This window comes from Paraburkholderia sartisoli (genome assembly GCF_900107685.1).
GTDB lineage: Bacteria > Pseudomonadota > Gammaproteobacteria > Burkholderiales > Burkholderiaceae > Paraburkholderia > Paraburkholderia sartisoli.
On the sequence record NZ_FNRQ01000001.1, the window covers coordinates 812,671 to 837,602 of the forward strand.

Annotated in this window: 23 protein-coding genes and 2 tRNA genes; 9 read left to right on the plus strand and 16 right to left on the minus strand. The window is 64.8% G+C overall.

What is annotated here, in order from left to right:
* Positions 1-108: 108 nt before the first annotated feature.
* The 5 genes from fumC to BLV45_RS03725 form a co-directional block, all read right to left on the minus strand.
* Positions 109-1,509 (minus strand): class II fumarate hydratase, encoded by a 1,401-nt coding sequence (gene fumC, locus BLV45_RS03705; RefSeq protein WP_090529113.1) that lies wholly within the window; start codon positions 1,507-1,509, stop codon positions 109-111.
* A gap of 62 nt (positions 1,510-1,571) precedes the next feature.
* Complete coding sequence (locus BLV45_RS03710; protein ID WP_407670974.1) at positions 1,572-3,164, minus strand: phospholipase D family protein; 1,593 nt, start codon at positions 3,162-3,164, stop codon at positions 1,572-1,574.
* A 419-nt stretch (positions 3,165-3,583) separates the two neighbouring features.
* The gene (gene panS / locus BLV45_RS03715; protein WP_090529119.1) at positions 3,584-4,555 is read right to left on the minus strand and encodes a ketopantoate/pantoate/pantothenate transporter PanS; all 972 of its coding nucleotides are present in this window, start codon (positions 4,553-4,555) and stop codon (positions 3,584-3,586) included.
* 113 nt (positions 4,556-4,668) lie between these two features.
* On the minus strand, positions 4,669-6,114 hold the full coding sequence (locus BLV45_RS03720; protein ID WP_090529122.1) for an MATE family efflux transporter: 1,446 nt from the start codon (positions 6,112-6,114) through the stop codon (positions 4,669-4,671).
* A gap of 116 nt (positions 6,115-6,230) precedes the next feature.
* The gene (locus BLV45_RS03725) at positions 6,231-6,449 is read right to left on the minus strand and encodes an RNA-binding S4 domain-containing protein (RefSeq protein WP_012400207.1); all 219 of its coding nucleotides are present in this window, start codon (positions 6,447-6,449) and stop codon (positions 6,231-6,233) included.
* Between the two features lie 192 nt (positions 6,450-6,641).
* Between BLV45_RS03725 and BLV45_RS03730 the strand changes: the two genes are divergently transcribed.
* Positions 6,642-8,852: an ATP-dependent helicase gene (locus tag BLV45_RS03730; RefSeq protein ID WP_090529125.1), complete on the plus strand. Its 2,211-nt coding sequence runs from the start codon at positions 6,642-6,644 to the stop codon at positions 8,850-8,852.
* Positions 8,853-8,922: 70 nt separating this feature from the next.
* Here BLV45_RS03730 and BLV45_RS03735 read toward each other — a convergent pair whose 3' ends face one another.
* The 5 genes from BLV45_RS03735 to BLV45_RS03755 all read right to left on the minus strand — a co-directional run bounded on the left by BLV45_RS03735 (position 8,923) and on the right by BLV45_RS03755 (position 12,629).
* Entirely contained in the window at positions 8,923-9,681 is a 759-nt protein-coding gene (locus tag BLV45_RS03735; protein ID WP_090529128.1) for a DUF4088 family protein, read from the minus strand.
* A 393-nt stretch (positions 9,682-10,074) separates the two neighbouring features.
* Entirely contained in the window at positions 10,075-10,398 is a 324-nt protein-coding gene (locus BLV45_RS03740) for an AzlD domain-containing protein (RefSeq protein WP_090529132.1), read from the minus strand.
* A complete protein-coding gene (locus BLV45_RS03745) occupies positions 10,395-11,072 on the minus strand; it encodes an AzlC family ABC transporter permease (RefSeq protein ID WP_090531051.1) in 678 nt (225 codons plus the stop codon). Before BLV45_RS03745 ends, BLV45_RS03740 begins: the two co-directional genes overlap by 4 nt.
* A gap of 186 nt (positions 11,073-11,258) precedes the next feature.
* Positions 11,259-12,098: an AraC family transcriptional regulator gene (locus tag BLV45_RS03750; protein WP_090529136.1), complete on the minus strand. Its 840-nt coding sequence runs from the start codon at positions 12,096-12,098 to the stop codon at positions 11,259-11,261.
* A 60-nt stretch (positions 12,099-12,158) separates the two neighbouring features.
* Positions 12,159-12,629, minus strand: a complete 471-nt coding sequence (locus tag BLV45_RS03755) for a CreA family protein (RefSeq protein WP_245753143.1) — start codon at positions 12,627-12,629, stop codon at positions 12,159-12,161.
* Positions 12,630-12,827: 198 nt separating this feature from the next.
* Between BLV45_RS03755 and BLV45_RS03760 the strand changes: the two genes are divergently transcribed.
* The 3 genes from BLV45_RS03760 to BLV45_RS03770 are packed head-to-tail and all read left to right on the plus strand — an operon-like array spanning position 12,828 to position 15,542.
* Positions 12,828-13,571 (plus strand): (Fe-S)-binding protein, encoded by a 744-nt coding sequence (locus BLV45_RS03760; protein WP_090529141.1) that lies wholly within the window; start codon positions 12,828-12,830, stop codon positions 13,569-13,571.
* Entirely contained in the window at positions 13,568-14,959 is a 1,392-nt protein-coding gene (locus BLV45_RS03765) for a lactate utilization protein B (protein ID WP_090529143.1), read from the plus strand. The genes BLV45_RS03760 and BLV45_RS03765 overlap by 4 nt, the downstream gene beginning before the upstream one ends.
* Positions 14,946-15,542, plus strand: a complete 597-nt coding sequence (locus BLV45_RS03770) for a LutC/YkgG family protein (RefSeq protein WP_090529146.1) — start codon at positions 14,946-14,948, stop codon at positions 15,540-15,542. The genes BLV45_RS03765 and BLV45_RS03770 overlap by 14 nt, the downstream gene beginning before the upstream one ends.
* A gap of 112 nt (positions 15,543-15,654) precedes the next feature.
* Here BLV45_RS03770 and BLV45_RS03775 read toward each other — a convergent pair.
* From BLV45_RS03775 to fdxA, 3 genes are all read right to left on the minus strand, one after another.
* Positions 15,655-15,730, minus strand: a tRNA-Asn gene (locus BLV45_RS03775).
* 77 nt (positions 15,731-15,807) lie between these two features.
* Positions 15,808-15,883, minus strand: a tRNA-Asn gene (locus BLV45_RS03780).
* 122 nt (positions 15,884-16,005) lie between these two features.
* Positions 16,006-16,329: a ferredoxin FdxA gene (fdxA, locus tag BLV45_RS03785; protein ID WP_090529149.1), complete on the minus strand. Its 324-nt coding sequence runs from the start codon at positions 16,327-16,329 to the stop codon at positions 16,006-16,008.
* A gap of 325 nt (positions 16,330-16,654) precedes the next feature.
* Here fdxA and pncB point away from each other — a divergent pair, with 325 nt between their 5' ends.
* From pncB to BLV45_RS03815, 5 genes are all read left to right on the plus strand, one after another.
* Positions 16,655-17,851: a nicotinate phosphoribosyltransferase gene (pncB, locus tag BLV45_RS03795; RefSeq protein ID WP_090531053.1), complete on the plus strand. Its 1,197-nt coding sequence runs from the start codon at positions 16,655-16,657 to the stop codon at positions 17,849-17,851.
* 112 nt (positions 17,852-17,963) lie between these two features.
* Positions 17,964-18,626, plus strand: coding sequence for a LutC/YkgG family protein (locus BLV45_RS03800; RefSeq protein WP_090529153.1), 663 nt, complete (start codon positions 17,964-17,966; stop codon positions 18,624-18,626).
* A gap of 43 nt (positions 18,627-18,669) precedes the next feature.
* Positions 18,670-20,100 (plus strand): sodium:proton antiporter, encoded by a 1,431-nt coding sequence (locus BLV45_RS03805; protein ID WP_090531056.1) that lies wholly within the window; start codon positions 18,670-18,672, stop codon positions 20,098-20,100.
* Between the two features lie 68 nt (positions 20,101-20,168).
* A complete protein-coding gene (locus tag BLV45_RS03810; RefSeq protein WP_090529156.1) occupies positions 20,169-21,158 on the plus strand; it encodes a 2-hydroxyacid dehydrogenase in 990 nt (329 codons plus the stop codon).
* Positions 21,155-22,639 (plus strand): DNA recombination protein RmuC, encoded by a 1,485-nt coding sequence (locus tag BLV45_RS03815; protein ID WP_090529159.1) that lies wholly within the window; start codon positions 21,155-21,157, stop codon positions 22,637-22,639. Before BLV45_RS03810 ends, BLV45_RS03815 begins: the two co-directional genes overlap by 4 nt.
* A 138-nt stretch (positions 22,640-22,777) precedes the next feature.
* Here the strand turns inward: BLV45_RS03815 and BLV45_RS03820 are convergent, their stop codons facing one another.
* The 3 genes from BLV45_RS03820 to moeA are packed head-to-tail and all read right to left on the minus strand — an operon-like array spanning position 22,778 to position 24,892.
* On the minus strand, positions 22,778-23,275 hold the full coding sequence (locus BLV45_RS03820; protein ID WP_090529162.1) for a GNAT family N-acetyltransferase: 498 nt from the start codon (positions 23,273-23,275) through the stop codon (positions 22,778-22,780).
* Complete coding sequence (locus BLV45_RS03825; RefSeq protein WP_090529165.1) at positions 23,275-23,550, minus strand: hypothetical protein; 276 nt, start codon at positions 23,548-23,550, stop codon at positions 23,275-23,277. The genes BLV45_RS03820 and BLV45_RS03825 overlap by 1 nt, the downstream gene beginning before the upstream one ends.
* A 46-nt stretch (positions 23,551-23,596) precedes the next feature.
* Positions 23,597-24,892, minus strand: coding sequence for a molybdopterin molybdotransferase MoeA (gene moeA / locus BLV45_RS03830; RefSeq protein ID WP_090529168.1), 1,296 nt, complete (start codon positions 24,890-24,892; stop codon positions 23,597-23,599).
* Positions 24,893-24,932 lie beyond the last annotated feature (40 nt).

A 24,932-nucleotide genomic window follows, 5' to 3' on the forward strand; every position in this document is an offset into this window, starting at 1 on the left:
TCACGGCGCCGCAGCGTTTTTCTCATCGGAATCCGGGTTGATGTCAGATCCGGATATCCGGTGTCGAACCGGCGTCGGCATCCGCAAAAGCCCGCCCTCGACCCGACGTCAGGTTCTAGCCGTACCGACCATGTCGGCTGGCTTCACCCATTCGTCGAACTGCTGCTCCGTCACGTGGCCGAGTGCGAGCGCCGCGGCCTTGAGCGTCGTGCCTTCCTTGTGCGCTTTCTTCGCGATCTGCGCGGCCTTGTCGTAGCCGATGTGCGGATTGAGCGCGGTGACGAGCATCAGCGATTCGTTCAGGAGCGTCTCGATCCGGTCGTGGTTCGGCTCGATGCCGACCGCGCAGTTGTCGTTGAAACTCAGCGCGCCGTCGGCGAGGAGCCGGATCGATTGCAACACGTTGTGCGCGATCATCGGACGGAATACGTTGAGTTCGAAATTGCCGCTCGCGCCGCCGAAGTTCACGGCGACGTCGTTGCCGAACACCTGGCAGCACAGCATCGTGAGCGCTTCGGACTGCGTCGGGTTGACCTTGCCCGGCATGATCGAGCTGCCCGGTTCGTTCTCCGGGATCGACAGTTCGCCGAGGCCGCAGCGCGGCCCGCTTGCAAGCCAGCGGACGTCGTTCGCGATCTTCATCAGGCTTGCGGCCACCGTTTTCAGCGCGCCGTGCGCGAAGACGAGCGCGTCCGCCGCGGCCATCACTTCGAACTTGTTCGGCGCCGACACGAACGGCACGCCGGTCAGCTTGCCGATCGCAGCCGCGACCTTGCCGGCGAACTGCGGATGCGCGTTGAGGCCGGTGCCGACCGCCGTGCCGCCCTGCGCGAGTTCATACAGATGCGGCAGCGCCGATTTGAGATGCTTCGCGCACTGGTCGAGTTGCGCGACGTAGCCGGAAAACTCCTGGCCGAGCGTGAGCGGCGTCGCGTCCTGCAAGTGCGTGCGGCCGATCTTCACGATGCCGGCGAACGCTTTCGACTTCACGTCGAGGGTGTTGCGCAACGTCTTCAACGCCGGCAACAGATGTTTGACGATGCCGACAGCCGCCGCGATGTGCATCGCCGTCGGGAACACGTCGTTCGAGGACTGCCCGCGGTTCACATCGTCGTTCGGATGCACCTTGCGCGCTTCGCCGCGCTCGCCGCCGAGCAGCTCGCTTGCCCGGTTCGCGATCACTTCGTTGAGGTTCATGTTGCTTTGCGTGCCCGAGCCCGTCTGCCACACGGCAAGCGGAAATTCGTCGGGGTGTTTGCCGGCGATGATTTCATCGGCGGCTTCGATAATGGCGCGGGCTTTCTTTTCGTCGAGCACGCCGAGGCCCTGATTCACTTCCGCTGCCGCACGCTTGATGATGGCGAGCGCGGTGATCAGTTCGGGCGACTGCTTTTCAGTCGAGATCCTGAAGTTCTGCAACGAGCGCTGCGTCTGGGCTCCCCAGAGTTTCGCATCCGGCACGGCAATTTCGCCAAACGTGTCGCGCTCCATCCGTACATCTGCAGTCATGGTCAACTCCACTTGAGAAAGGGTGGTGCGGTGCCGCGTGTCGCGTGTCGCGGCACCGCACGTCAAAGCTGGCTGCCCACTGGCAGCAGCATGAAAATTCCCGTCATCAGATTCCTGTAAAAACCCGCGCCTGGATCCAGGTTCCAGGTGCGCAACCGGCCGTCGACTTCGCCGGTCCAGACAAGGTCGCTAGGCGGCGCGCCTGTTGCCTTGAGCCGCGCAAGCTGCCCGGGCGTGGCGAGCTCCACGCGATAGCTGACCGAAGGCGCCGTTGCATGGTCGAAGATACTCGCCAGCTGATTCGCGAGCGGCGGGCTATGGATCACGAGCACCAGTTCCGTGTTGAGATTCGCGGAGCGCGGATCGAGATTCATCGAGCCGATCACGAGAATCCGCCGGTCGATCACGAAGGTTTTGGCGTGCAGGCTCGCGCGCGAGGTCGAACCGATGAACGTGGTCCGCGAGCGGCCCTGCTCCTGCTGCGGCATGTATTCGTAAAGCTCGACGCCGTGCGCGAGCAACGGCTCACGATATGGACTGTACCCGGCTTGCACGGCGACTGCATCGGTGGCGGCAAGCGAGTTCGTCAGCACGGCGACCCGCACGCCGCGCGCGGTGAGCGCGCCGAGCGCCTTGACGCCGGCATCGTGCGGCACGAAGTAGGGCGAGGTGATCAGCAGTTCTTTTTGCGCCGCGTTCGCCAGCGCTATGACGCGCTCCAGCGGCGGGCTTTTGTAGTCGGGCGAAGGATGCGTGATCTTCTCAGGCGTGTCGGCCTTGAATTCGGCTTGTGCCCATGTGAGCCCGAGTTCGTCCTTCTGGATCTGCAACGCGAGCGGGGTGGCGTTGAGCGGTTTCGCGTTGTACGGGTCGGCATTGGCGCGCCAGTGCGCGCGCAGTTCGTTGCGCATCCTGTCGAGATCGGCGGCGTCGAATTTCTGCTTGTTGAGCGCGCGTAACGGGTACGAGGCGCTACTGTTCCAGTACGCGTCGAAGCTGGCCGAAATATCATTCGTGACCGGGCCCGCCGCGAGCACGTCGATGTCGCGGAACTGCAGCGTTTCGCTCGCGCTGAAGTATTCGTCGCCGAGATTGCGGCCGCCGACGATCGCGAGCTGGTTGTCCGCGATCATGGCCTTGTTGTGCATGCGCCGCGTGAAATGGCCGATCTGGGTCAACACGTTGCTCGTGCGCTCGTAGAAGCTTTCCTGCGCGGAACCGAACGGATTGAAGACGCGGATTGCGATGTTGTCGTGAGAATTGAGCGCGGCCATCACGCGATCGATGTCCTTGAAATTCAGGTCGTCGACCAGCATGCGCACGCGCACGCCGTTGTCGGCCGCGTAGAGCGCGGCGCCGAGCAGCAGCTTGCCCGTGGTGTCCTCGTTCGCGATGTAGTACTGCATGTCGAGCGTCTTCGTCGCGGCGCGCGCGAGCGCGATGCGCATCTGCAACGCATCGGTGCCGCTCGCCAGCACGCGGAAGCCGGATTCACCGGGATGCGTGCGTTCGAGCGGGGCGAGCGCCGCGCCGAGCACGGTGGGTTCCGACGCCGGCAGCGCGTGCGTGATGTCGCGATGAAGATCGGTCGCCGGGGGGCGCGTCGCGCAACCGCTGACGAGCGCAAGGACCGTACACGCGAATGCGAGGCGCAGGCAGGCAGCCCACGCGACGTAAATATCGTGAAGCCGAACGCTGTTCTTTCTGCTGTTGTATCCCGGCACCTTCGCTTTCTCCCTGTGAAACGGCTGCCACCGCCCGGCAACTGGCGTACCGGGCGTCACCACCGCAGCCTGAAAAGCATTCTAAGGGAATCGGGCGGGCAGGCCGACTCGGCCATTCGGCATATTGTTCGCGTCGACGCATGGCTTCAGAATGCGTGAACGCGTCGGGCGGACGGGGTGGTCGGAGTTGTGACGGATACGTCACGGGAACGCTGGGGAGGGACGAAATCGAAGGGTAAAGCGGAAGGGGTAACGGAGGACGTGGAGACGGCGACAAACACACGGCAACGGGCTTGAGAGGCCGCCGCCGTGTGCGCGCGGTCATCGGGACGATGACCGCGAATGTCGGGTTACGACGCGCGCTGGCTGCGCCCGGGCGTGAGCGGGGCGGCGCCGTCGGGATGCGTCGACCCCTTCGCCGGGCGGCCTGCCCAGTAGCCCGCGAGCAGGGATCCCGACAGGTTGTGCCACACCGAGAACAGCGCGCCCGGGAGCGCGGCGATCGGCGTGAAGTACAGCTTGCCGAGCGTGGCGGCAAGGCCGGAGTTCTGCATGCCGACTTCGATGGCGAGCGTGCGGCACACGGCCTCGTCGAAGCCGAGCAGACGGCCGCCCCAGTAACCGCCGAGCAGGCCGATCCCGTTGTGCAGCACGACGCCGAGCATCACCACGAGTCCGACGGACGCGATGCTCTTTTGCGTGCCGCCCACGACTGCCGCGATGATCAACAGAATGGCAACCATCGAAACGAGCGGCAGCACGGGCTCGATTCTGCGCACGAAACGGCCGGACAGATGGTTCACGATCAGGCCGACGACGATCGGCAGTGCGACGATCTGCAGGATGCTCATCAGCATGCCGTGGACGTCGACAACGATCGAGGCGTCGACGTACAGGCGGGTGAGCAGCGGGGTCGCGAACACGCCGACGAGCGTCGACAGCGCGCTGATGGTGACGGACAGCGCGACATCGCCGCGCGCCAGATAGATCATGACGTTCGACGCCGTGCCGCTCGCCACGCTGCCGACGAGCACCATGCCCGCCGTGAGGTCTGGCGGCATGCGCAACGCCTTCGCGATGGCCCACGCGGCAAGCGGCATCACGAGGTAATGCAGCACGATGCCGGCGACGACCGGCGCCGGCCGTGTGAATACACGCTGAAAATCGGCCACCGAGAGCGTGACGCCCATGGCCAGCATGATGATCGTGAGGAGCGTGGTGACGTGCGGGGCGATGGGCGTGACTGACGTCGGCGAAAAATAGGCCGCGAACGAGACGAGCACGGCCCACAGGGGGAAAAGACGGGTAACGCGGGCGAGCATGAAGGATCCTGTTTGCCTGGATTGACGGTAAATACGGCGCCGCTATGTAGCGGGCGCTTATTTTACCGGTCAGCTTCCAGTCAGCCAGGCGTTTCCAGCCGTGTTTTCAGCGTTTACCGGGTAAGTCCTGGGTCGGTCGTGCCGTCGGCACCCGGCGGGCCGGCCGGGGTGCCGGGGCTGGCCGGTACGCGTCGCAGGCTCAGGTAGTGAAAGCGCAGCGTCATCAGCAGCGCCACGCTGGCGAGACCCGCGGCGAGCCCCCACCACAGGCCGCGCGCGCCGAGGCCGAAGTGGAACGCCAGCGTGTAACCGGTCGGAAAGCCGATGCCCCAGTAGCCGAACGCGGCGGCGATCATCGGCACGCGGGTATCTTTCAGGCCGCGCAGGCAGCCGGAGCCGACCGTCTGCATGCCGTCGACGATCTGGAAAATCGCCGCGACGCCAAGCAGGGAAGCGGCGAGCGACACCGTCGAGGCGTTCGCAGGGTCGTCAAGATGCAGATACAGCCCGACGATCGCGTGCGGCGCGAGGATCAGCACGAGGCCCGACAGCATCATGAAGCCGACGCCGAGCGCGATCGCCACGAACCCGGCGTGCCGGGCGGCAAGCGGCTGCCCTGCGCCCGACCAGTAGCCGACCCGCACGTTCGCTGCCTGGCCGATCGCGAGGGGCACCATGAACGCCACCGACGCCACGTTGAGCGCGATCTGGTGCGCGGCGAGCTGGGATTCGCCGAGCAGGCCGACCATCAGGCCGGTCGCGAGAAAAAGCGTCGACTCGACGCCGTAAGTGATCGCAACGGGCCAGCCGATGCCGAACAGCTCGCCCATGAGCGGCATCTGCGGGCGCGTCGCCGTCACGAAATGGCGATATCGCGGGCGCAGGTGCAGAAGCGCCATCAGGATGAGCGCCGTCAGCCATACCGTGATGGTCGTCGCCGCGGCCGAGCCGAGAAAGCCGAGCCTCGGCAGGCCATACGCGCCGTGGATCAGTCCGTAGTTGAGGAACGCGTTGACGCCCACACCGCCAATCGACACCCAGAGCAGGCGTTTCGCGGCGCCGATCGCGGGCAGGAACGAGCGCATCAGGCCGATCCCGATCAGGCTTGCAGGCGTGCCCCAGCGCAGCATCGCGCAGTATTCGCCGACGTTATGGGCGAGCAGCGTGGGCTCGCCGAATGCGAGCAGGATCGGCCGCGCGAACGACAGCAGCGCGAACGCCGGCACCGCCAGCAGGATCGAGAGCAGGAAGCCGGTCCAGTAGATATGCGGCACGCGGTCTTCCGCCTGCGCGCCGCGCGCGTGCGCGACGCTCACGCTGACGGACGTCAGCACGCCCTGCAGCAGCGTCACGACGACGAAGAACAGGTTCGCGCCGAGGCCGCCGGCCGCGAGCGCGTCGGGGCCGAGCGAGCCGAGCAGGACGGTATCGGTGACGCCCATCGCCATCTGCGAAAGCTGGGCGATGGCAAGCGGGGCGGCGAGGCGGGCGGTATCGGCGGCATGCCGCGACAGCGACGGTTGCGCTGCGCTGACGTGGGAAAAACCGGGTTGGGTCATGAACGGGGAGCGGCGCGCGGAACGCGGTCCGCGCCGTTTTCTTCTAAAAGAGACAGCTTATTGGGAAGCCGTGCCGCTGTCGATCAAGAAGCACCTTGCTGGTGCGATTTCTTTCGCTAACCTTCGTGGACGGCGATGCGCGTGTCGCCCAGCAGCACCACCTGGCCCGCGCGGATCTTGCAGGTCTTGCGCGTTTCGACCTGGCCGTCGACGGTCACCGCGCCGGACGCGACGATCACTTTCGCCGAGCCGCCACTGTCGGCCAGACCCGTGATCTTGAGCAGGTTGTGCAGTTCGACGTAGTCGCCGGTCAGCGTGAAATCGAGGTTGGGCATGGCGTGCGCCGGTTGGAATGCGACAAAAGGAAAGGGCTCGAATCATAAGCCAGAAGTGCCATGAGCGCACTCCGTGTGTCCGGGCCGTTTTCGTTTGAGCGCGGCCTGAAATTCAGCACGTCACGCTACCGCTGCCAGCGCCGGCGCTCCACGGCAATAAAGCCGGAAAGGGTGCTTGTCGCCGTGGGTTGTATGGATATACAGTATGCGTCGCCCCGTCACCTTGCGTTCCCGACCACTGTGCTCTCCGTCGCCGATTCTCCGTCATCCGATGCCGCCGCCTGGCTCGCGAAGCTCAACGAAGCCCAGCGCGAGGCCGTCGAATTTGGCGCGGACGATCCCGGGCAGCCGCCCGGCGCGCTGCTGGTGATTGCCGGCGCGGGTTCCGGCAAGACGAATACCCTTGCGCATCGCGTCGCGTACCTGGTGGTAAAGGGCGCCGACCCGCGCCGCATCCTGCTGCTCACGTTCTCGCGCCGCGCCGCGCAGGAAATGACCCGGCGCGTCACGCGCATCGCCGGCGCCGCGCCCGGCGCGCGGGCGGCGCTCGTGCAGGGCCTCACGTGGTCGGGCACGTTCCACAGCGTCGGCGCGCGTCTGCTGCGCGAATACGCCGACCTCATCGGCCTGTCGCCCACCTTCACGATCAACGATCGCGAAGACTCCGCCGATCTGATGAACCTCGTGCGTCACGAACTCGGATTGTCGGCAAAGGAGAAGCGGTTTCCGTCGAAGAACACCTGCTTTTCGATCTATTCGCGCGTCGTGAACACCGGCGCTTCGCTTGCCGGGGTGCTCGATACCGCGTTTCCGTGGTGTCGCGAATGGGAAGCCGACCTGCGCGCGCTCTTTGCCGCGTACGTCGCGGCCAAGCAGGCGCAGGGCGTGCTCGATTACGACGACTTGCTGCTCTACTGGTCGCACATGGCGGCGGAGCCGTCGATCGCGGCCGACCTGTCGGGGCGTTTCGATCATGTGCTCGTCGACGAATACCAGGACACCAATCGCCTGCAGGCGTCGATCCTGCTCGGCATCAAGCCGGACGGGCGCGGCCTGACGGTTGTCGGCGACGACGCGCAGTCCATCTATTCGTTTCGCGGCGCGACGGTGCGCAACATCCTCGATTTTCCGGCGCACTTCGATCCGCCGGCGAAACAGGTCACGCTCGAGCGCAACTATCGTTCGACGCAGCCGATTCTTGTCGCGTCGAACGCCGTCATCGATCTTGCCGCCGAGCGCTTCACGAAGAACCTGTGGACCGATCGCGCGTCGGCGCAGCGCCCGCGTCTTGTCACCGTCGCCGATGAAGTCGATCAGGCGCGCTACGTGGTCGAGAAAGTGCTGGAGGCGCGCGAGGACGGCATGAAGCTGAAATCGCAGGCCGTCCTGTTCCGGGCCGCCCATCACAGCGCGACGCTCGAAATCGAACTGACCCGGCGCAACATTCCGTTCGTCAAGTTCGGCGGGCTCAAATTCCTCGATTCGGTCCATGTGAAGGACGTCCTCGCCGTATTGCGCTGGGCGGAAAATCCGCGCGACCGGGTGGCGGGTTTTCGCGTCGTCCAGCTGATGCCTGGCATCGGGCCGGCAACGGCCGCGCGTGTGCTCGATCAGGTCGCCGAACGCGCCAGCGCGGCGACGCCGGAAGAGGCGGACACAGCCGCCGGGCTGTGTCGTCACACGCAACCCACAGCGGGCGCGCTCGCGTCGTTCACGCCACCGGCCCGCGCGGCGCAGGACTGGCAACCGTTCGTCGAACTGATGTCGCAGGTGTGTGGGCGCCAGTCGGCCTGGCCGGCGGAGTTCGAACTGATCCGCCGCTGGTACGAGCCGCATCTGGAGCGCAATCACGAGGACGCCTCGATCCGTCAGGGCGATCTGCTGCAGATGGAAAGCATCGCGGGGACGTACGCGTCGCGCGAGCGCTTTCTGACCGAACTGACGCTCGATCCGCCCGACGCCACCAGCGACGAATCCGGCGTGCCGCTGATCGACGAAGACTATTTAATCCTCTCGACGATCCATTCGGCGAAAGGGCAGGAGTGGCGCAACGTGTTCGTGCTGAATGGCGTCGACGGCTGCATTCCGTCGGATCTCGCGACGGGCAGCGACGCCGAACTCGATGAAGAGCGGCGCCTGCTCTATGTCGCGATGACGCGCGCAAAGGAAGACCTGCATATCGTCGTGCCGCAGCGCTTCTACGTACACAACCAGACGCAGCTCGGCGATCGTCACGTGTGGGCGCAGCGTACGCGGTTCATTCCGGCGCATCTGCTGCCGCTCTTCGACGCGCACGCATGGCCGCATGTGCCGGTGCCCGCCGCGCCGACGGCCGCCGGGCTTGCGGCGGCGGCCCACGCGAAGATCGAGATCGCGGCGAAGCTGAGAAAGATGTGGGATTGAGCGGCGCGAGCGCGTGACCGGCGCGAGCCTTTGGTGGCTCAGCAGTAAAAAACCCGGCGCGCGGTCACTCTTAGCGCGACTGCCGTTGCTGGGTGCGCGGCGGCGGGGTGAAGATACTGCGCAGCCATGCGGCGAGCCGCGTGAACATGTCGTACGGCTCTTCGACGAAAATATCCGGCTTCAGAAGGCGCAGGTATTCCATGATCTGCTGCGCTTCCTGCTTCTGGAACGAGCCGTGTGAAATGCCGAGCCGCAGCAGTCCGCGCAGTTCGCCCAGCTTTTCGCGCGCCATGCTGCCAACGCTCGTTTCGCAGCCGATCTTCGCTTCGTACACGCGCTGGCGCAGCGATTCCGCAAGCCGCCACGCGGGCGTCTGCATCGTTTCTTCGAGTGTCTGGATGTCCTGCGCCGCCGACTTGATCTGCGCGGCGAGCGGATCGACCAGCGTCGGGTCGCCCTGTGCCTCGCTGACGATCGCCGTCGCCCAGTCGCGACACTGCTTTGCAAGCTCTTCGGGCGTCCATTCGGAGCGCGCCGCGAAACCGAAGCCGAATTCGGTCGCCTGACGCATCAGGATCGCGACGACGTCGGGGAATTCCTTGTCGAGCGTGCGCTTGGCCCATGCGTACTGGCCGCCCTGCAACATGCGCTGCACCGCGTGCTCCGTCAGCGGGACCATGTTGTCCAGCAGCTTGGCGCGCAGGAAATCCTCGAACGAAGGCGTCGCGAACTGCGGATCGAGCTTCAGCGACACGCGCAGAAACGCCTCGAAATCCTTGCGCAACGACGCAATGGTTTCGTCTTTCAGCGAAAGGGTGATGTGACCCATATCTTCCTGTCCCGAGTGGTCGTCCCGCGCTGCGTCTGTCTGGCGTCGCCGGCGGCTCGCCGATGAGCGATCCGCCAGACACATTGCACGGCTGGTCCCTGTTTTCTGGCGAAACCGGCGATCGCGCCGGTTCGGCAAGGGGACGTCGACTGTTTATCGGCGGAAGTCGCCAAAACTTGAGCCGGATCGATGGAGGAGGGCCACGAGACAAGGCGGGGCGGTCTGGCCCCGATGTAGCGGCGGACTCCACGGGGTGCTGCCGGGACGGTGGCGTAAAGGCAGGCGGTGTGGATTGGCGAAAAGCGCCAGGGCGCGGTCGGGGAGTGGAGACTGTCGGTGCCCCTGCCCTTGCCCGCGCCCCTGCCCGCGCCGCCAGAGCAACGCGCACCGCAACTATCCCAGCACGACGCCTTGCCACAAAAAGAAAACAGCCAGCCCGACGGCGATCGTCAGAAGCGGCCGGCGCGTGAGTGCGCTCACGAGGACGGCGGCCAGCGCGCCGACCAGCTGCGGATTGCGCCATGTCAGCTCCGCGCCGCCGCCGTGGGGCGACACGGCCATCGGCACGATGATGGCGGTCAGGACGGTGACCGGCACGAACCCGAGCGCGGCGCGTACGAGCGGCGGAAACACCAGCCGGTCGCCGACGAGGAAAACCGTCGTGCGGATGAGCCAGGTGATCAGCGCCATGCCGAGAATGATCAGGACGTAGCTCATTGCGAGGCCTCCGCGGTGCGCTGGCGCTGACGCTGTATTTCCGGCCGCGACAGCGCCGCGCCGATCGCGACGCCCGCGATCACGGCGCCGAGCAGGCCGAGCTTGTACGGCCAGGCCTGCCAGAAAAAGGCGAGCGCGCCCGCGGTCGCGGCCGCGGCGATGTAGCGGAACGCGATGAGCTGCGGCACGACGATCGCGATGAACGTCGCGACCATCGCGAAATCGAGTCCGAGCGACTGCAGGCCGGGAAACGCCGCGCCGAACAGCAGGCCCACGAGCGTCCAGATCTGCCAGTTGACGTACATCGAGACGCCGGAGCCCAGAAAATGCCACGGGCCGACTTCGCCTGGCGCGTGACGCCGGTAGTGCGTCCACGCGACGGCGAACACTTCGTCGGTGAGCAGGCTGCCGAGCACGACGCGCCAGCGCAGCGGCAGATGCGCGACGTACGGCGCAAGCGTCGCGCTGTAGAGGACGTGGCGCAGGTTCACGACGAACGTCGTCGCCCACAGCACGATGAAGCTCGCGTTGCCCGCCATGAGACCGACCGCGATGAACTGCGCCGACCCGGCGAACACGGCGAGCGACATCAGCTGCCCATGCCACAGGTGCAGCGGCCCCGACGTGACGAGCGTGCCGAAAATGACGCCGAACGGCGCGGCGCCGACCATCATGGGGATCGTGTCGCGTGTACCCGCGACGAATTCACTGAAACGGCTGGGCTGGCTCAATCTGACTTCTCCTTTGAACACGGAGCGTAGTCGTCGTGGGCGGAATGGGCTTGTACGTTCTTGCTACGGGCGGTGCGTGCCGCGTTTCAAAGGGCGGGGGATGGACGCGCCAGACGCCACCCGGGCCGTTCACGCCGACTGCCAGCGCCCCGGCGGCACGCCGAACATGCGCCGGAAATGGCGTGTGAAATGGCTCTGGTCGGTGAAGCCGCTGGCGGCCGCGACGTCCGCGACCGACGCGCCCGCCCGCAGCGGGCCCAGCGCGCGTTGCAGCCGGATCTGGTTGCGCCACGCGTGGGGCGGCATGCCGGTCGCCTGCGCGAAGAGCCGCGCGGCGTGAAAGGGCGACAGCCCGACGGCGCTCGCCAGATCCGACAGTTGCACCGGCGCCGCGAGGTCGGCGCCCAGCCGCGCCTGCATTCTGGCGACACGCGGATCGTTCGCCGCGATCCGTTGCGTTTCGGGCCGCGTGCTGCCGTAGCGGGCGAGCAGCGTCGACAACGCGTCGATCATCGCGGTTTCGGCCGCGAGCAGGTCGTCGCCGGCTTCCATCAGCCGGTGCGCGTGCCGCAGGCGGTACGCGAGATCGCGGTCGCGAATCACGCCCGGATCGAACCACGGCAACGGTTGTGGCCTTCCGGCGAGGTCGTCGGCGATTCTCTGGAGGAAGTCGACGGGTGCATACATCACGCGATAGCGCCAGCCCGCGTCGACGGCCCGGGAGCCGGTGTGCAGCTCGCCGGGATTGATGACCGGCACGCTGCCCGCCTCGGCGACATGAGTCGAACCGCGATAACGGTAGGTTTCCGCGCCCGCCTCGATCACCGGAATCGCGTACGCGTCGTGCCAGTGCGGCGTGAATTCCTGGTCGTAATACTCGGCCGTCAGCATCTCCGCGCCGGGGATGAGCGGCGTGCGCCAGTAGCGGGGGCAATCGCGAAAGCGGGTGGAAGAACCGGTCGAAGTCATGAGCAAAGTCCAGCTGGACCCATCAGTCTAGCGCGAGCGCTCATTCGATGGGTCGGCTTGTTACCTGACCGGAATGGTCGTGCCCGCCGGCATCGGCACGGCCGTGACGCTGTTTTTCGCGCTGCCCGTGGCGACGCGGTCGCTGTACGTCAGATACACGAGCGTATTGCGCTTCGGATCGACGACCCGCACCACATGCAGCGTCTTGAAGACGAGCGACATGCGTTCGGAAAACACATCCGACTGCCGCCTGAGCGGCCCGTTGAAATGGATCGCGCCGACCTGGCGGCAGGCGATCGACGCCTCGGTCGGATCTTCCGCGATGCCAAGCGTCCCCTTGATGCCGCCCGTGCGCGCCCGCGATACGTAGCAGGTGATGCCGGTCACGTCCGGATCGTCATACGCCTCGACCACCACGCGATCGGAGCCCGTCAGATGAAAGTTCGTGTTGACGCTGCCGACTTCCTCGCCGTGCGCGAGCGGCGCGACTCCGGCCAGCCATGCCGCCGATACGACGGCCATGAACGACATCCGCAACCAAGTATGTGTCATCGCAATTCCATCAAAAAACCGTCATCGTATACCGGCGGGCCGACGTGCGGACGAGGTTTGACAGTGTCTTGCGTCCCTCTTATATTTCATGGTCAGACCAACTTTACCCATTGCGACAGGTGTGGATATTCCACATCGCCGTCGCGCGACGTTCCCCATCACCCGTCTGGTTTACCCATGAAAGTCGCGCTGTTCATTCCCTGTTTCATCGATGCGTTCTACCCGGAAGTCGGCATTGCGACGCTCGAACTGCTCGAGCGTTTCGGCATCGACGTCGACTATCCGCAGGACCAGACCTGCTGCGGCCAGCCGATGGGCAACAGCGGCGCGCAGGTCGACGCGGCCGGCACCGAGCGCGTGTTCGCCCGCAACTTCGCGGGCTACGACTACATCGTCGGGCCATCGGCGAGCTGCGTTCATCATGTGCGCGAACACTTCATCGCCATCGAGCAGACCGGCGAAGTCTCGAAGGTGCGGGCCGGTGCCTGTGAGCTCGTCGAGTTCCTGCACGACGTGGTCGGCGTGCGGGAATTTCCGTGGGCCGAGTTTCCGCACCGCGTCGGGTTGCACAACAGTTGCAGCGCGTTGCGGCATCTGCATCAGGGGTCGGTTTCGGAGATCGCCGGCATGCCGTTTTCGAAAGCGCGCGCGCTGCTGCAGGGCGTGAAGGGCATCGAGTTCGTGAGCCCCGCGCGGCCCGACGAATGCTGCGGGTTCGGCGGCACGTTCTCGGTGACCGAAGAGGCCGTCTCCGTTCGCATGGGGCAGGACAAGGTGCGCGATCATCTGGGCGCGGGCGCGCAGTACATCGTGTCGGGCGATATGTCGTGCCTGATGCATCAACAGGGATGCGCCGAGCGGATGAAGGCGGATGCCCGTTTCATCCATATCGCGCAGGTGCTGAACGGAGCCCGCGAATGAAGCGCATCGATCACGCGAAGGCGGCTGGCGACTTCATCGCGAAGTCGGATCACGTCGCGTTTCACGACAAACGGCTGTGGGATCTGCGCGAGAAGCGCGATGCGCAGGCACACGGCATCGCCGAATGGGAGACGATGCGCGAACTCGCTTCGGGCATCAAGGAACACGCACTGTCGCATCTGTCGTCGTATCTCGAACAGTTCGCGGATGCGGCCGCGGCCAACGGCGTCGTCGTTCACTGGGCGGCGAACGCGGAAGAGCACAACGAGATCGTCTACCGGCTGATGTCGGAGCGCGGCATGACGGCGCTCGTCAAGAGCAAGTCGATGCTCACGGACGAATGCGCGATGCGCGACTATCTGGAGCCGCGCGGCATCACGGTGATGGAAACCGATCTCGGCGAGCGCATCCAGCAACTCGATCATCAGGACCCGAGCCACATGGTCGTGCCCGCGGTCCACAAGCTGCGCGGCGACGTGGCGGACCTGTTTGGCCGCACGATCGGCACCGATCCGGAGAACAGCGACATCCACTATCTCGCCGAAAGCCAGCGCATGGACACGCGTCCGTACTTCGTGCGCGAGAAGACCGCCGGCATGACCGGCTGCAACTTCGCGATCGCGGAGACGGGCACGGTGGTCGTCTGCACGAACGAGGGCAACGCGGACCTGTCGGCCAATGTGCCGCCGCTGCATATCGCTTCGATCGGCATCGAGAAAATCATTCCGCGGATTTCCGATCTTGGCGTGTTCGTGCGGATGCTCTCGCGCAGCGCGCTTGGCTCGCCAATCACGCAGTACACGTCGCACTTTCGCGCGCCGCGGCCGGGCACGGAGATGCATTTCATCCTCGTCGACCATGGCCGTATCGAGCGGCTCGCGATGGAGGACTTCTGGTATTCGCTGAAGTGCATCCGCTGCGGCGCCTGTATGAATACGTGTCCGGTGTACCGGCGCAGCGGCGGGCTCTCGTATGGCGGCACGTACTCGGGGCCGATCGGCGCGATCATCAACCCGACGTTCGACCTGAAGCGCTATAGCGCGCTGCCGTTCGCGTCGACACTGAATGGCAGTTGCACGAACGTGTGCCCGGTGAAGATCAATATCCACGAGCAGATCTATAAATGGCGCGAAGTGATCGCGGTGCGCCATGAAGTGCCGTTCGTGAAGAAGGAAGTGCTGAAGATGGCGGGGCGGCTGCTCGCGAGCCCAACGCTGTATCGCGCGACGATCGCGTCGCTGGGCGGCGCGCTGCGGCACCTGCCGAATTTCGTGCTGTATAACCCGCTCAACATCTGGGGCCGGCAACGTGAATTGCCGGACGCGCCGACCGTGACTTTCCACGAGTGGTACAAAAAGAATCGCGGAGGCCGTGATGGCAACGCGTGACGATTTCCTCGCGCGGGTGCGCGCGGCGCAGCCTCCGGGACGGCCGCTACCCGACGTGCCGCTGTTCGCTTCGCCCGGCGGCGACCTGCGTGAGCGTTTCACCGCGGCGCTTGGCTTGATGGGTGGAACCTGCGTCGAGGCGGCAACGGCCGCGGACGTGCGCGCGCTGCTCGACGCGCGTTTCGGCGCTGATGCCGTGATCTGCAGCGCGACGCCCGAAGTGCAGGGCACGCGCGCGATGGACGCGGACACGCCACCGGCTTCGCTCGAGGACGTTGAGGTGGGCGTCGTGCGGGCGCGCTTCGGGGTCGCGGAAACCGGCTCGGTCTGGTTCAGCGAAAAAGAGTATGGGGTGAACGCGCTGGGCTATCTGGCGCAGCATCTCGTCGTGCTGCTCGACCCGACGCGGATCGTCGACGGATTGCAGGACGTCTACCGTCGGCCGGATTTTCGCGATGCGCGCTATGCGGTGCTCGTGACCGGTCCGTCGGCGACGGCGGATATCGAAGGCGTGCTGATTCGCGGCGCGCAGGGCGTGCGGTCGCTGACGGTGGTGTGGCTTGGGGAGCGTGCGGCGGGCTGACCGGTCTGGCTGCCGCGCGGAAGCGGCGGCCGTGAAACGCACGGAAGGCACAAGAGGAATGCAGAAACAAAAAACAAAAAGGCCCGCAAAAAATGCGGGCCTTCGAAATTCTTGGCTCCCCGACCTGGGCTCGAACCAGGGACCTACGGATTAACAGTCCGGCGCTCTACCAACTGAGCTATCGGGGAACAGCAGTACAACCTTGTTGCTGCGATGCTACTTTACGTAAAAAAGCCCGTTATGGTTAACGGGCCTTTGCAATTCTTGGCTCCCCGACCTGGGCTCGAACCAGGGACCTACGGATTAACAGTCCGGCGCTCTACCAACTGAGCTATCGGGGAACAAAAAGCAGAGAAGCGAAATTGTATGGGGTGCTTCAGGGCCTGTCAATAGCTTTTGCTTATCCCGGTCGCGCTTCCACCATGCGTGGGGCGCGGCGCACCGGGGCGCAGACCCGCGCCGCTCAACGCTCGAGCAACGCCAGTTTTTCTTTCACGTCCTTGAATTCGTCGGCTTCCGGCAGCGGCGCCCTGGTCTTCGTGATGCTCGGCCAGCCCTTCGCGAGGTCGGCGTTCAACGGGATGAAATCCTGCTGGTCGCCCGGCACGTCTTCTTCGGCATAGATCGCGTTCACCGGGCATTCGGCGACGCAAACAGCACAGTCGATGCACTCATCGGGGTCGATCGCGAGGAAGTTGGGACCTTCGCGAAAGCAGTCCACCGGGCACACATCGACGCAGTCGGTATAGCGGCACTTGATGCAGCTTTCGGTCACAACGTGAGTCATTCAGGCAGCTCCTGCATGCGGTATCTGGGGAGGCGAAACGAGGCGAAACGCCAAAAGCGCTATTGTAGCGTAACGTCAAGAGCCGTATAGGCTGGCGGGCAATAGGGGTTTATATCGTTTCGTGATTAGTTTATGGAGCGCAGCGGCTGTCACTGGCGCGAAGCCGCGCCAGTGACCAGACGCTGGCCGTCCGGCAGAGGCCCTTCGGCCCGTGTGGCGGCGCGCATTCGGGTAACATGCGACAGGTCGGTCCGTTCGGGGCATACCGGCTTACGAGGCGCCTCTTGCGACCTTCTCCGATTATTGGCAGTCCGGTTTGCACAACATGATTATTAATTCGCTGCTCGATACTGATCTGTACAAGTTCACGATGATGCAGGTCGTTCTGCATCATTTCCCCGCTGCGAATGTGGAATACCGGTTCCGCTGCCGGACGCCGGACGTCGACCTGGTGCCGTATATCGATGAAATCCGCGATGAGGTTCGCCAGCTGTGCCATCTGCGTTTCTCGGACGACGAGCTCGATTACCTGCGGCGCATGCGCTTCATCAAGGGCGACTTCATCGAGTTTCTCGCGCTTTTCCATCTGGGCGAAAAATACATTTCGATCAAGCCATCGGAGAAGGGAAACGGCGAGATCGACATCGAAATCAAGGGGCCGTGGCTGCATACGATCCTCTTTGAGATTCCGATGCTCGCGATCGTCAACGAGGTGTATTTCCGCAATACGCAGCAAAAGCCGGATTACTCGGAAGGGCGCGAGCGTCTGCGCGAGAAGATCCAGCTGCTGGGCGCGCGCCCGGAATTCTCCGAATGCAAGATCGCGGATTACGGCACGCGGCGCCGCTTTTCGAAGCAGTGGCATGAAGAGGTGATCCTCACGCTGAAGGACGGTCTCGGCGAGCAGTTCGCGGGCACGAGTAACGTGTTCTACGCGTTCAAGCATGGCCTGACGCCGCTCGGCACGATGGCGCATGAATACCTGCAGGCCTGTCAGGCGCTCGGGCCGCGGCTGCGCGATTCGCAGATCTTCGGCTTCGAGATGTGGGCGAAGGAATATCGCGGCGATCTGGGTATCGCGCTCTCTGACGTGTACGGCATGCAGGCGTTCCTGCGCGACTTCGATATGTACTTCTGCAAGCTGTTCGACGGCGCGCGCCACGATTCGGGCGATCCGTTCGACTGGGGCGAACGCCTGCTGAAGCACTACGAGGCGAACCGCTGCGACCCGCGCACGAAGGTCCTCGTGTTCTCCGATGCGCTCGATATCCCGAAGGTGCTCCAGCTGTACGAACAGTTCCGCGGGCGCTGCAAGCTCGCGTTCGGCGTCGGCACGAACCTCACCAACGATCTCGGTTATAACCCGCTGCAGATCGTGATCAAGATGGTCCGCTGCAATGGTCAGCCCGTCGCGAAACTCTCCGATTCGCCGGGCAAGAACATGTGCGACGACAAGGCCTATCTCGCCTATCTGCGGCAGGTGTTCGGTATCGAATCGCCCGTGGAAGACGCCGGGAAGTAACGCAACGTCGACGTGCGTGAACATGGCCATCCGGCCAGGTGTTCGCGCGAGGGGCGGCCGGTATAATTCTCCCGATACCGCAAGGTCATGGTCATCGTCACGAGGATTGCACATGGACACATCGGTTGCCCGTCGCAACATTCTGGCTCGCATCCGCGCAGCGCAGGGCCGTTCAGCCGAGTCTGCCGCGTCCGAACGCGAGGCCGTCGCAGACTATCTCGCACGCCATCCTGAAGGTCCGCGGCCGCCCATGCCGGATGACCTCGTCGCGCGCTTTGTCGATGAAGCACGCAAAATGTCGACCACCGTCGAAGAAGTCGCGACGTTGAGCGACGTGCCCGCGGCTGCGCATCGCTATCTGCTGGAGCGCGAGCTTCCAGTGCAGGCCGTCGCGTGGGAGACGCTGCGCGAACTCGCGTGGGCTGATGCCGGTATCGCAGTCGAATTTCGCAAGCCGGGGAACCTCGACCCCGTCGGCATCACGGGCTGCTTCTGCGCGACGGCCGAGACCGGTACGCTGGTACTGCTGTCGGGACCGCAGACGTACTCATCCGCGGGTCTGTTGCCAGAAACACATATCGCGATCGTGCCTGCATCGCGCATTGTCGCGGGTCAGGAAGATGCGTTCAGCCTGATCCGTGCCGAACGCGGCGAGTTGCCGCGTGCGGTCAATTTTGTTTCCGGTCCTTCGCGTACCGGCGATATCGAACAGACCATCGTGCTTGGCGCACACGGCCCGTACCGGGTTCATGCGATCGTCGTCCGTGGCGCGTGAAGCGCAGCGCGACCGGTCGCGCGCTTCAATTCCGGATGCCTCGATGAAACGACATACCGCGTCGCGCGCGCGCATGGCGCTTGTTGCGTTGCTGGTGGCCATGTGCCCGCAACTCGCCGCTGCGGCCACACTCGACGGCGCAACGCTTTCCGCGTTATGGGGCGTGCCGTTTGCGGGCATGCTGCTTTCGATCGCGGTCTTCCCGCTAGTCGCGTCGGCGTTCTGGCATCACCACTTCGGCAAGATCTCGGCGGCGTGGGCGGCGCTGTTTCTGGTTCCGTTCGGCATCGCTTTCGGCGCGGATGTGGCGTTCGGCACGTTCGTACATGCGCTCTTCGAGGAATACATTCCGTTCATCGTGCTGCTGACCGCGCTCTATACGGTGGCGGGCGGCATTTGCGTACGCGGGAACCTGCATGGCTCGCCCCGTCTCAATACGGGCATTCTCGCGCTCGGCACCGTGCTCGCCAGCATCATGGGCACGACGGGCGCGGCGATGCTGCTGATTCGCCCGCTTTTACGCGCGAACGACAATCGCAGGCATGTGGTTCACGTCGTGGTGTTCTTCATCTTTCTGGTCGCGAATGCGGGTGGCTCGCTGTCGCCGCTGGGCGACCCGCCGCTCTTCCTCGGTTTTCTCAACGGCGTGAGCTTTTTCTGGACGACGACGCATCTCGCATTGCCGATGCTGTTCATCTGCGTGGTGCTGCTCGCCATCTTTTACGCGCTCGATTCGTATTACTTCCGCCATCGCGAAGAGTCGCGCACGCCGTTTCTGGATCCGACGCCCGATTCCGCGCCGTTCGGTCTCGAAGGCAAGATCAACTTCGTGCTGCTCGGCGCGGTGATCGGGCTCGTGCTGATGAGCGGCCTGTGGAAGCCGGGTGTCGAATTCGATCTGTCCGGCACGCACGTCGCGCTGCAAAACGCGGTTCGCGACGTGGCGCTGATCGTCGTGACGCTCGTGTCGCTCGCCATCACGCCGCGCGCCGCGCGCGAAGGCAACGATTTCAACTGGGCGCCCATCGAGGAGGTGGCGAAACTGTTCGCCGGCATCTTCGTGACGATCGCGCCGGTGATCGTGATCCTGCGCGCGGGCCAGGACGGCGCGTTCGCGGGCATCGTGCATCTCGTCAACGACGCGTCGGGCCAGCCGCACGCCGCGATGTATTTCTGGGCGACCGGCATCCTGTCGTCGTTCCTCGACAACGCACCAACCTATCTGGTGTTTTTCAACCTGGCTGGCGGAGATGCGCATACGCTCATGACCACGGGCGCCACGACGCTCGCGGCCATTTCGGCGGGCGCGGTGTTCATGGGCGCGAACAGCTATATCGGCAACGCGCCGAATTTCATGGTCAAGGCGATCGCGGAATCGCGCGGCGTGCGCATGCCGAGCTTTTTCGCGTACCTTGGCTGGGCGCTGGTCGTGTTGATGCCGGTGTTCCTCGTGAGCACATGGCTGTTTTTCTGACCGAATAGAAACGTAACGAGGCCAGTGCCGCGTGCGGACGGCGCGGGCGGCAACTCCGGAGAATGACAATGCAGAAGATTCTTGTGGCACGTCCGATCTTTCCGGACGTGATCGACCGGCTCAAGCAGTATTTCGACGTGGACTGGAACAACGGCGACGTGCTGGGCGCCGACGAACTCACTCGCCGGCTTGCCGATAAAGATGGCGCGCTGACAGCTGGCGACCCGGTCGGCGCATCGACACTTGCCGCCGCACCGCGGCTGCGTGTGGTGGCGAACATGGCCGTCGGCTACAACAACTTCGATATGGCCGCGTTCAATCGCGCGAACGTGCTCGGCACGAACACGCCCGATGTCCTGAACGAGTCGACGGCCGATTTCGGCTGGGCGCTGATGATGGCGGCCGCACGCCGCATCGCGGAATCCGAACACTGGCTGCGCGCGGGTCACTGGCAGAAGTGGAGCTACGACGGTTTCCTCGGCGGCGACGTGTACGGCTCGACACTCGGCGTGATCGGCATGGGGCGCATCGGGCAGGCGCTGGCGCGCCGCGCGCGCGGCTTCAACATGCAGGTGATCTATCACAACCGCTCGCGCGTCGCGGAGCAGATCGAGGCTGAACTGAACGCGCAGTACGTTTCGAAAGAAGAACTGCTGCGCCGTGCCGATCACGTCGTGCTCGTGCTGCCCTATACGAAGGACAGTCATCACACGATCGGCGCGGCCGAGCTTGCCTTGATGAAACCGACGGCGACGCTCACGAATATCGCGCGCGGCGGCATTGTCGACGACGCCGCGCTCGTCGACGCATTGCGCGCGAAGCGCATCGCGGCGGCGGGTCTCGACGTGTACGAAGGCGAGCCGAGGCTCAATCCCGATCTGCTCACCGTCCCGAACGTGGTGCTCACGCCGCACATCGCGAGCGCGACGGAAGCCACGCGTCGCGCCATGGCGAATCTCGCGGCGGACAACCTGATCGCGGCGCTCGGCGAGGGGCCGTGCGCCGGGCAGCCGCCCAATCCGATCAATCCTGAAGTGCTGGGGAAAGCGCGTACATGACCACTCTTTTGCTCGCGGCCGTCGTCATTCTGGCGGTCGCGCTTGTCGTTGCCTTGCTCGTGTTGATGCGCGGCCGCAACGGCGCCGACACGCACGACGCTTTCGCGGAACTCGGCGAGCGGATGACCGACACCGCCGGCGCGCAGGCGCGTGCTTACGAACGGCTCGAACGGGAACTGCGCAGCGAGATCACGGAAACGGCGCGCACGTCGCGGCTGGAACTGGCCGGCGGTTTTTCGCAGTTCCAGACGACGCTCGCGTCGCAGCTCACGAGTATCGCGACGGTCCAGAACAACCAGATCGACGGCTTTGCGCAGCAGCTCGTGAAGCTCACCGAATCGAACGCGCAACAGCTCGAAGCCGTGCGCCAGAGTCTGCAGCAGCAGTCGCTGCAGGCGCGCGAAGAGCAGGGCGTGACGCTCAAGCGCTTCGGCGACACGCTCACGATGCAGCTGTCGCAACTGACCGAGGCGAATGACCGGCGTTTCGCCGAGGTACGCGCGACGATCGAGCAGCGCCTGAAGGACATCGAGGCGAACAACTCGACGAAGCTTGAAGAAATGCGTCGCACGGTCGACGAGAAACTGCACGCGACACTCGAGCAGCGCCTCGGCGAATCGTTCAAGCAGGTCTCCGACCGGCTCGAACAGGTGCATCGAGGGCTGGGCGAGATGCAGACGCTCGCCGCGGGCGTGGGCGATCTCAAGAAGGTGCTGACGAACGTGAAGACGCGCGGCACGTGGGGCGAAGTGCAGCTGGAGGCGCTGCTCGAACAGTTGCTGACCTCCGACCAGTACGCGAAGAACGTCGCCACGATTCCAAAGAGCGGCGATCGCGTGGAGTTCGCGATCAAGCTGCCGGGGCGGCACGATTCCGCCGATGGCGTCGCGATTCCGGTGTGGCTGCCGATCGATGCCAAGTTTCCGCGCGAGGACTACGAGCGGCTGATCGAGGCGCAGGAGCGGGCTGATCCGGTGGCGGTCGAAGACGCGTCGCGCGCGCTAGAAGCGCGTATCCGCGCGGAGGCCAGGACGATCGCGGAAAAGTACGTGTCGCCGCCGCATACCACGGATTTCGCGCTGCTGTTCCTGCCGACCGAAGGGCTGTATGCGGAGATCCTGCGTCGCCCGGGTCTGACCGATCTGTTGCAGCGCGACTACCGCGTGACGATTGCCGGCCCGACCACGCTGACCGCATTGCTAAACAGCCTGCAGATGGGTTTTCGCACGCTGGCGATCGAAAAGCGTTCGAGTGAGGTCTGGCAGGTTCTGGGCGCGGTGAAAACGGAGTTCGGCAAGTTCGGCGACGTGCTGTCGAAAACAAAGGCGCAGCTCGAAACCGTCACGCGTTCGATCGAACAGGCGGAAACGCGCACGCGGGTGATGAACCGCAAGTTGCGCGATGTCGAGGCGTTGCCGGGCGAAGCGGCGAGCGGGCTGCTCGGCGATACGGCCTCAGGCGCGGATGCGGATGAACCGTGAGGTGGGTTTCACGCACGCTGCGCCGGTTGAAGATGCGCAGCGTGTGCAACATGACGAACGCAGGTAACTGCTGCCTGCGGCGGGCCCATCGAAGGAAAACGTCGCTCACCGCACCCCAATGGCGGCACGGCAACGCAATCAACCCGCCTTGATACGCCCAGGCGCGGCCAGCTTTTCGAGCGCGTCGCCCGTGACGCGCACGATGCGCCAGTCGGGCATCACGCTTGCGCCCATCTTCTCGTAGAAATCGATGGCCGGCTGGTTCCAGTCCAGCACGGACCATTCGAAGCGCCCGCACTGACGTTCGACGGCCAGCGCGGCGAGACGCTGCAGTATCGCCGTGCCGAGACCCGTGCCGCGTTGTGACGGCTGCACGTAGAGATCTTCGAGATACAGCCCGCGGCGACCGAGGAACGTCGAAAAATTGTGGAAGAAGAGTGCGAAGCCCACGACACGTCCGTCCGCTTCGGCAACCAGCGCTTCCGACGAAGGCTTTTCGCCGAACAGCGCATCGTGCAGGCCCTCTTCGGTGGCGACGAACAGATGCGTGAGCTTTTCAAATTCGGCCAGCTCGTAGATCAGCGCGAAAATCGCGCCGATGTCGGCGGGCGTCGCCGGGCGGATGGTGGCGGCCATCACGCTTCTTCCGGCGCGTCGGACAGGTGAATCTCGATGCCGCCAAAGCGCGACGCAACCCAGTTATACGCGTGGCACGCGATCCACAGCAGGATGAAACCGAGAATCGCGTTCAGCAGCAGCGCGCTGAACACGGTGCTCAGTTCGACGGAGCCATAGCGGAAGAATGCGACGAGCACGCCCAGCAGCACGATCGGCACGCTGAACGTCAGATAAACCAGAATCAGCGCCTTGGCGGTCTGTCCCGGCGCGATGAAGGAGATCTGCTTTTTCATTTGAATCAAACCCGCTAGTCGTGATGGTTTCGTTGAAATGGGGTGTTCAGACGAGGCCGTCGAACAGCATGATGTCGACAGTGTCGCCTTCATCGATGTCAGATTGCTCATGCGCGAGCATGAGGAAACAGTTCGCTTCGCTCATCGAACTGAGCACGCCGGAGCCTTGCGAACCGGTTGGCGTGACGTGCCACTGGCCGTGCGCATCGCGGGTCGCAACGCCGCGCTGGAATTCCGTGCGGCCAGCGCGCTTGCGGATCGCCTGCGTGCTGGTCGCCGAAATAACCGGCTGTGGCGTAACCGTCGCGCCGGACATCACGATGAGCGCTTCGCGCACGATCTGGTAGAAGGTCACCATCACCGCGACGGGGTTGCCCGGCAGGCCGAAGAAGAGCGCGGGCTGACCGGCGCCAGGCCGGCCGCCGGACCACACGCGGCCAAACGCCAGCGGGCGGCCAGGGCGCATCGCGAGACTCCAGAACGCGACGTCGCCGAACGTGCGCACCAGCTGCTTCGTGAAATCCGCTTCGCCAACCGAGACGCCGCCGGACGTCAGCACGACGTCCGCGCTTTCGGCGGCGTTGCGCAGGGCCGCTTCGAGCGCGGCCGGTTCGTCGCGCACGACGCCGAGATCCAGCGCGGCGATGTTCATCCGGCGCAGCATCGCGAACAGCGTGTGACGGTTGCTGTCGTACACGCAGCCGGGGTCGAGCGGCTCGCCGAGCGAGCGCAGTTCGTCGCCGGTGGAAAAGAACGCGACGCGCAGTCGCCGGCGCACCGGCACTTCGCCGATGCCCAGCGAGGCCAGCAGACCGAGATCGGCTGCGCGCACGATGCGGCCCGCGCGCAGCGCGGGCTGGCCCTGAGCCAGATCTTCTCCGGCGAAGCGGCGATTCGCGCCGCGCGTCAATGCGTTTGCGGCGAAATGAACGGTGTCCGCTTCGCGGGTTACGGCTTCCTGCGGCACGACCGTGTCGCAGCCGGGCGGAATCAGCGCGCCGGTCATCACGCGCACACATTCTCCGGCCGCGACCGGCCGCCCGAACGCATGGCCCGCGAGCGCTTTTCCAGCGACCTGAAGCGAAACGGTACCGGCTTGCGCTTCGAGTGACGCGCCGTCGAACGCGTAGCCGTCCATCGCCGAATTATCGTGTGCGGGCACGTTGATCGGCGAAACGATGTCCTCAGCCAGCACGCGGTCGAGCGCGTCATGCAGCGGTACGCGCTCGACCGCCGCCACCGGGCTCGCCCATTCGCGCACGATCGCCTGAGCCGAGGACACAGGCAGCGCGTGAGGGTCGTACTGGACGATACAACGGGAAAAGTCGTTAAGCGTGGTCATTGGGTGGAGATGCGTCGCGGCCCGGATGCGGATCCGGCGA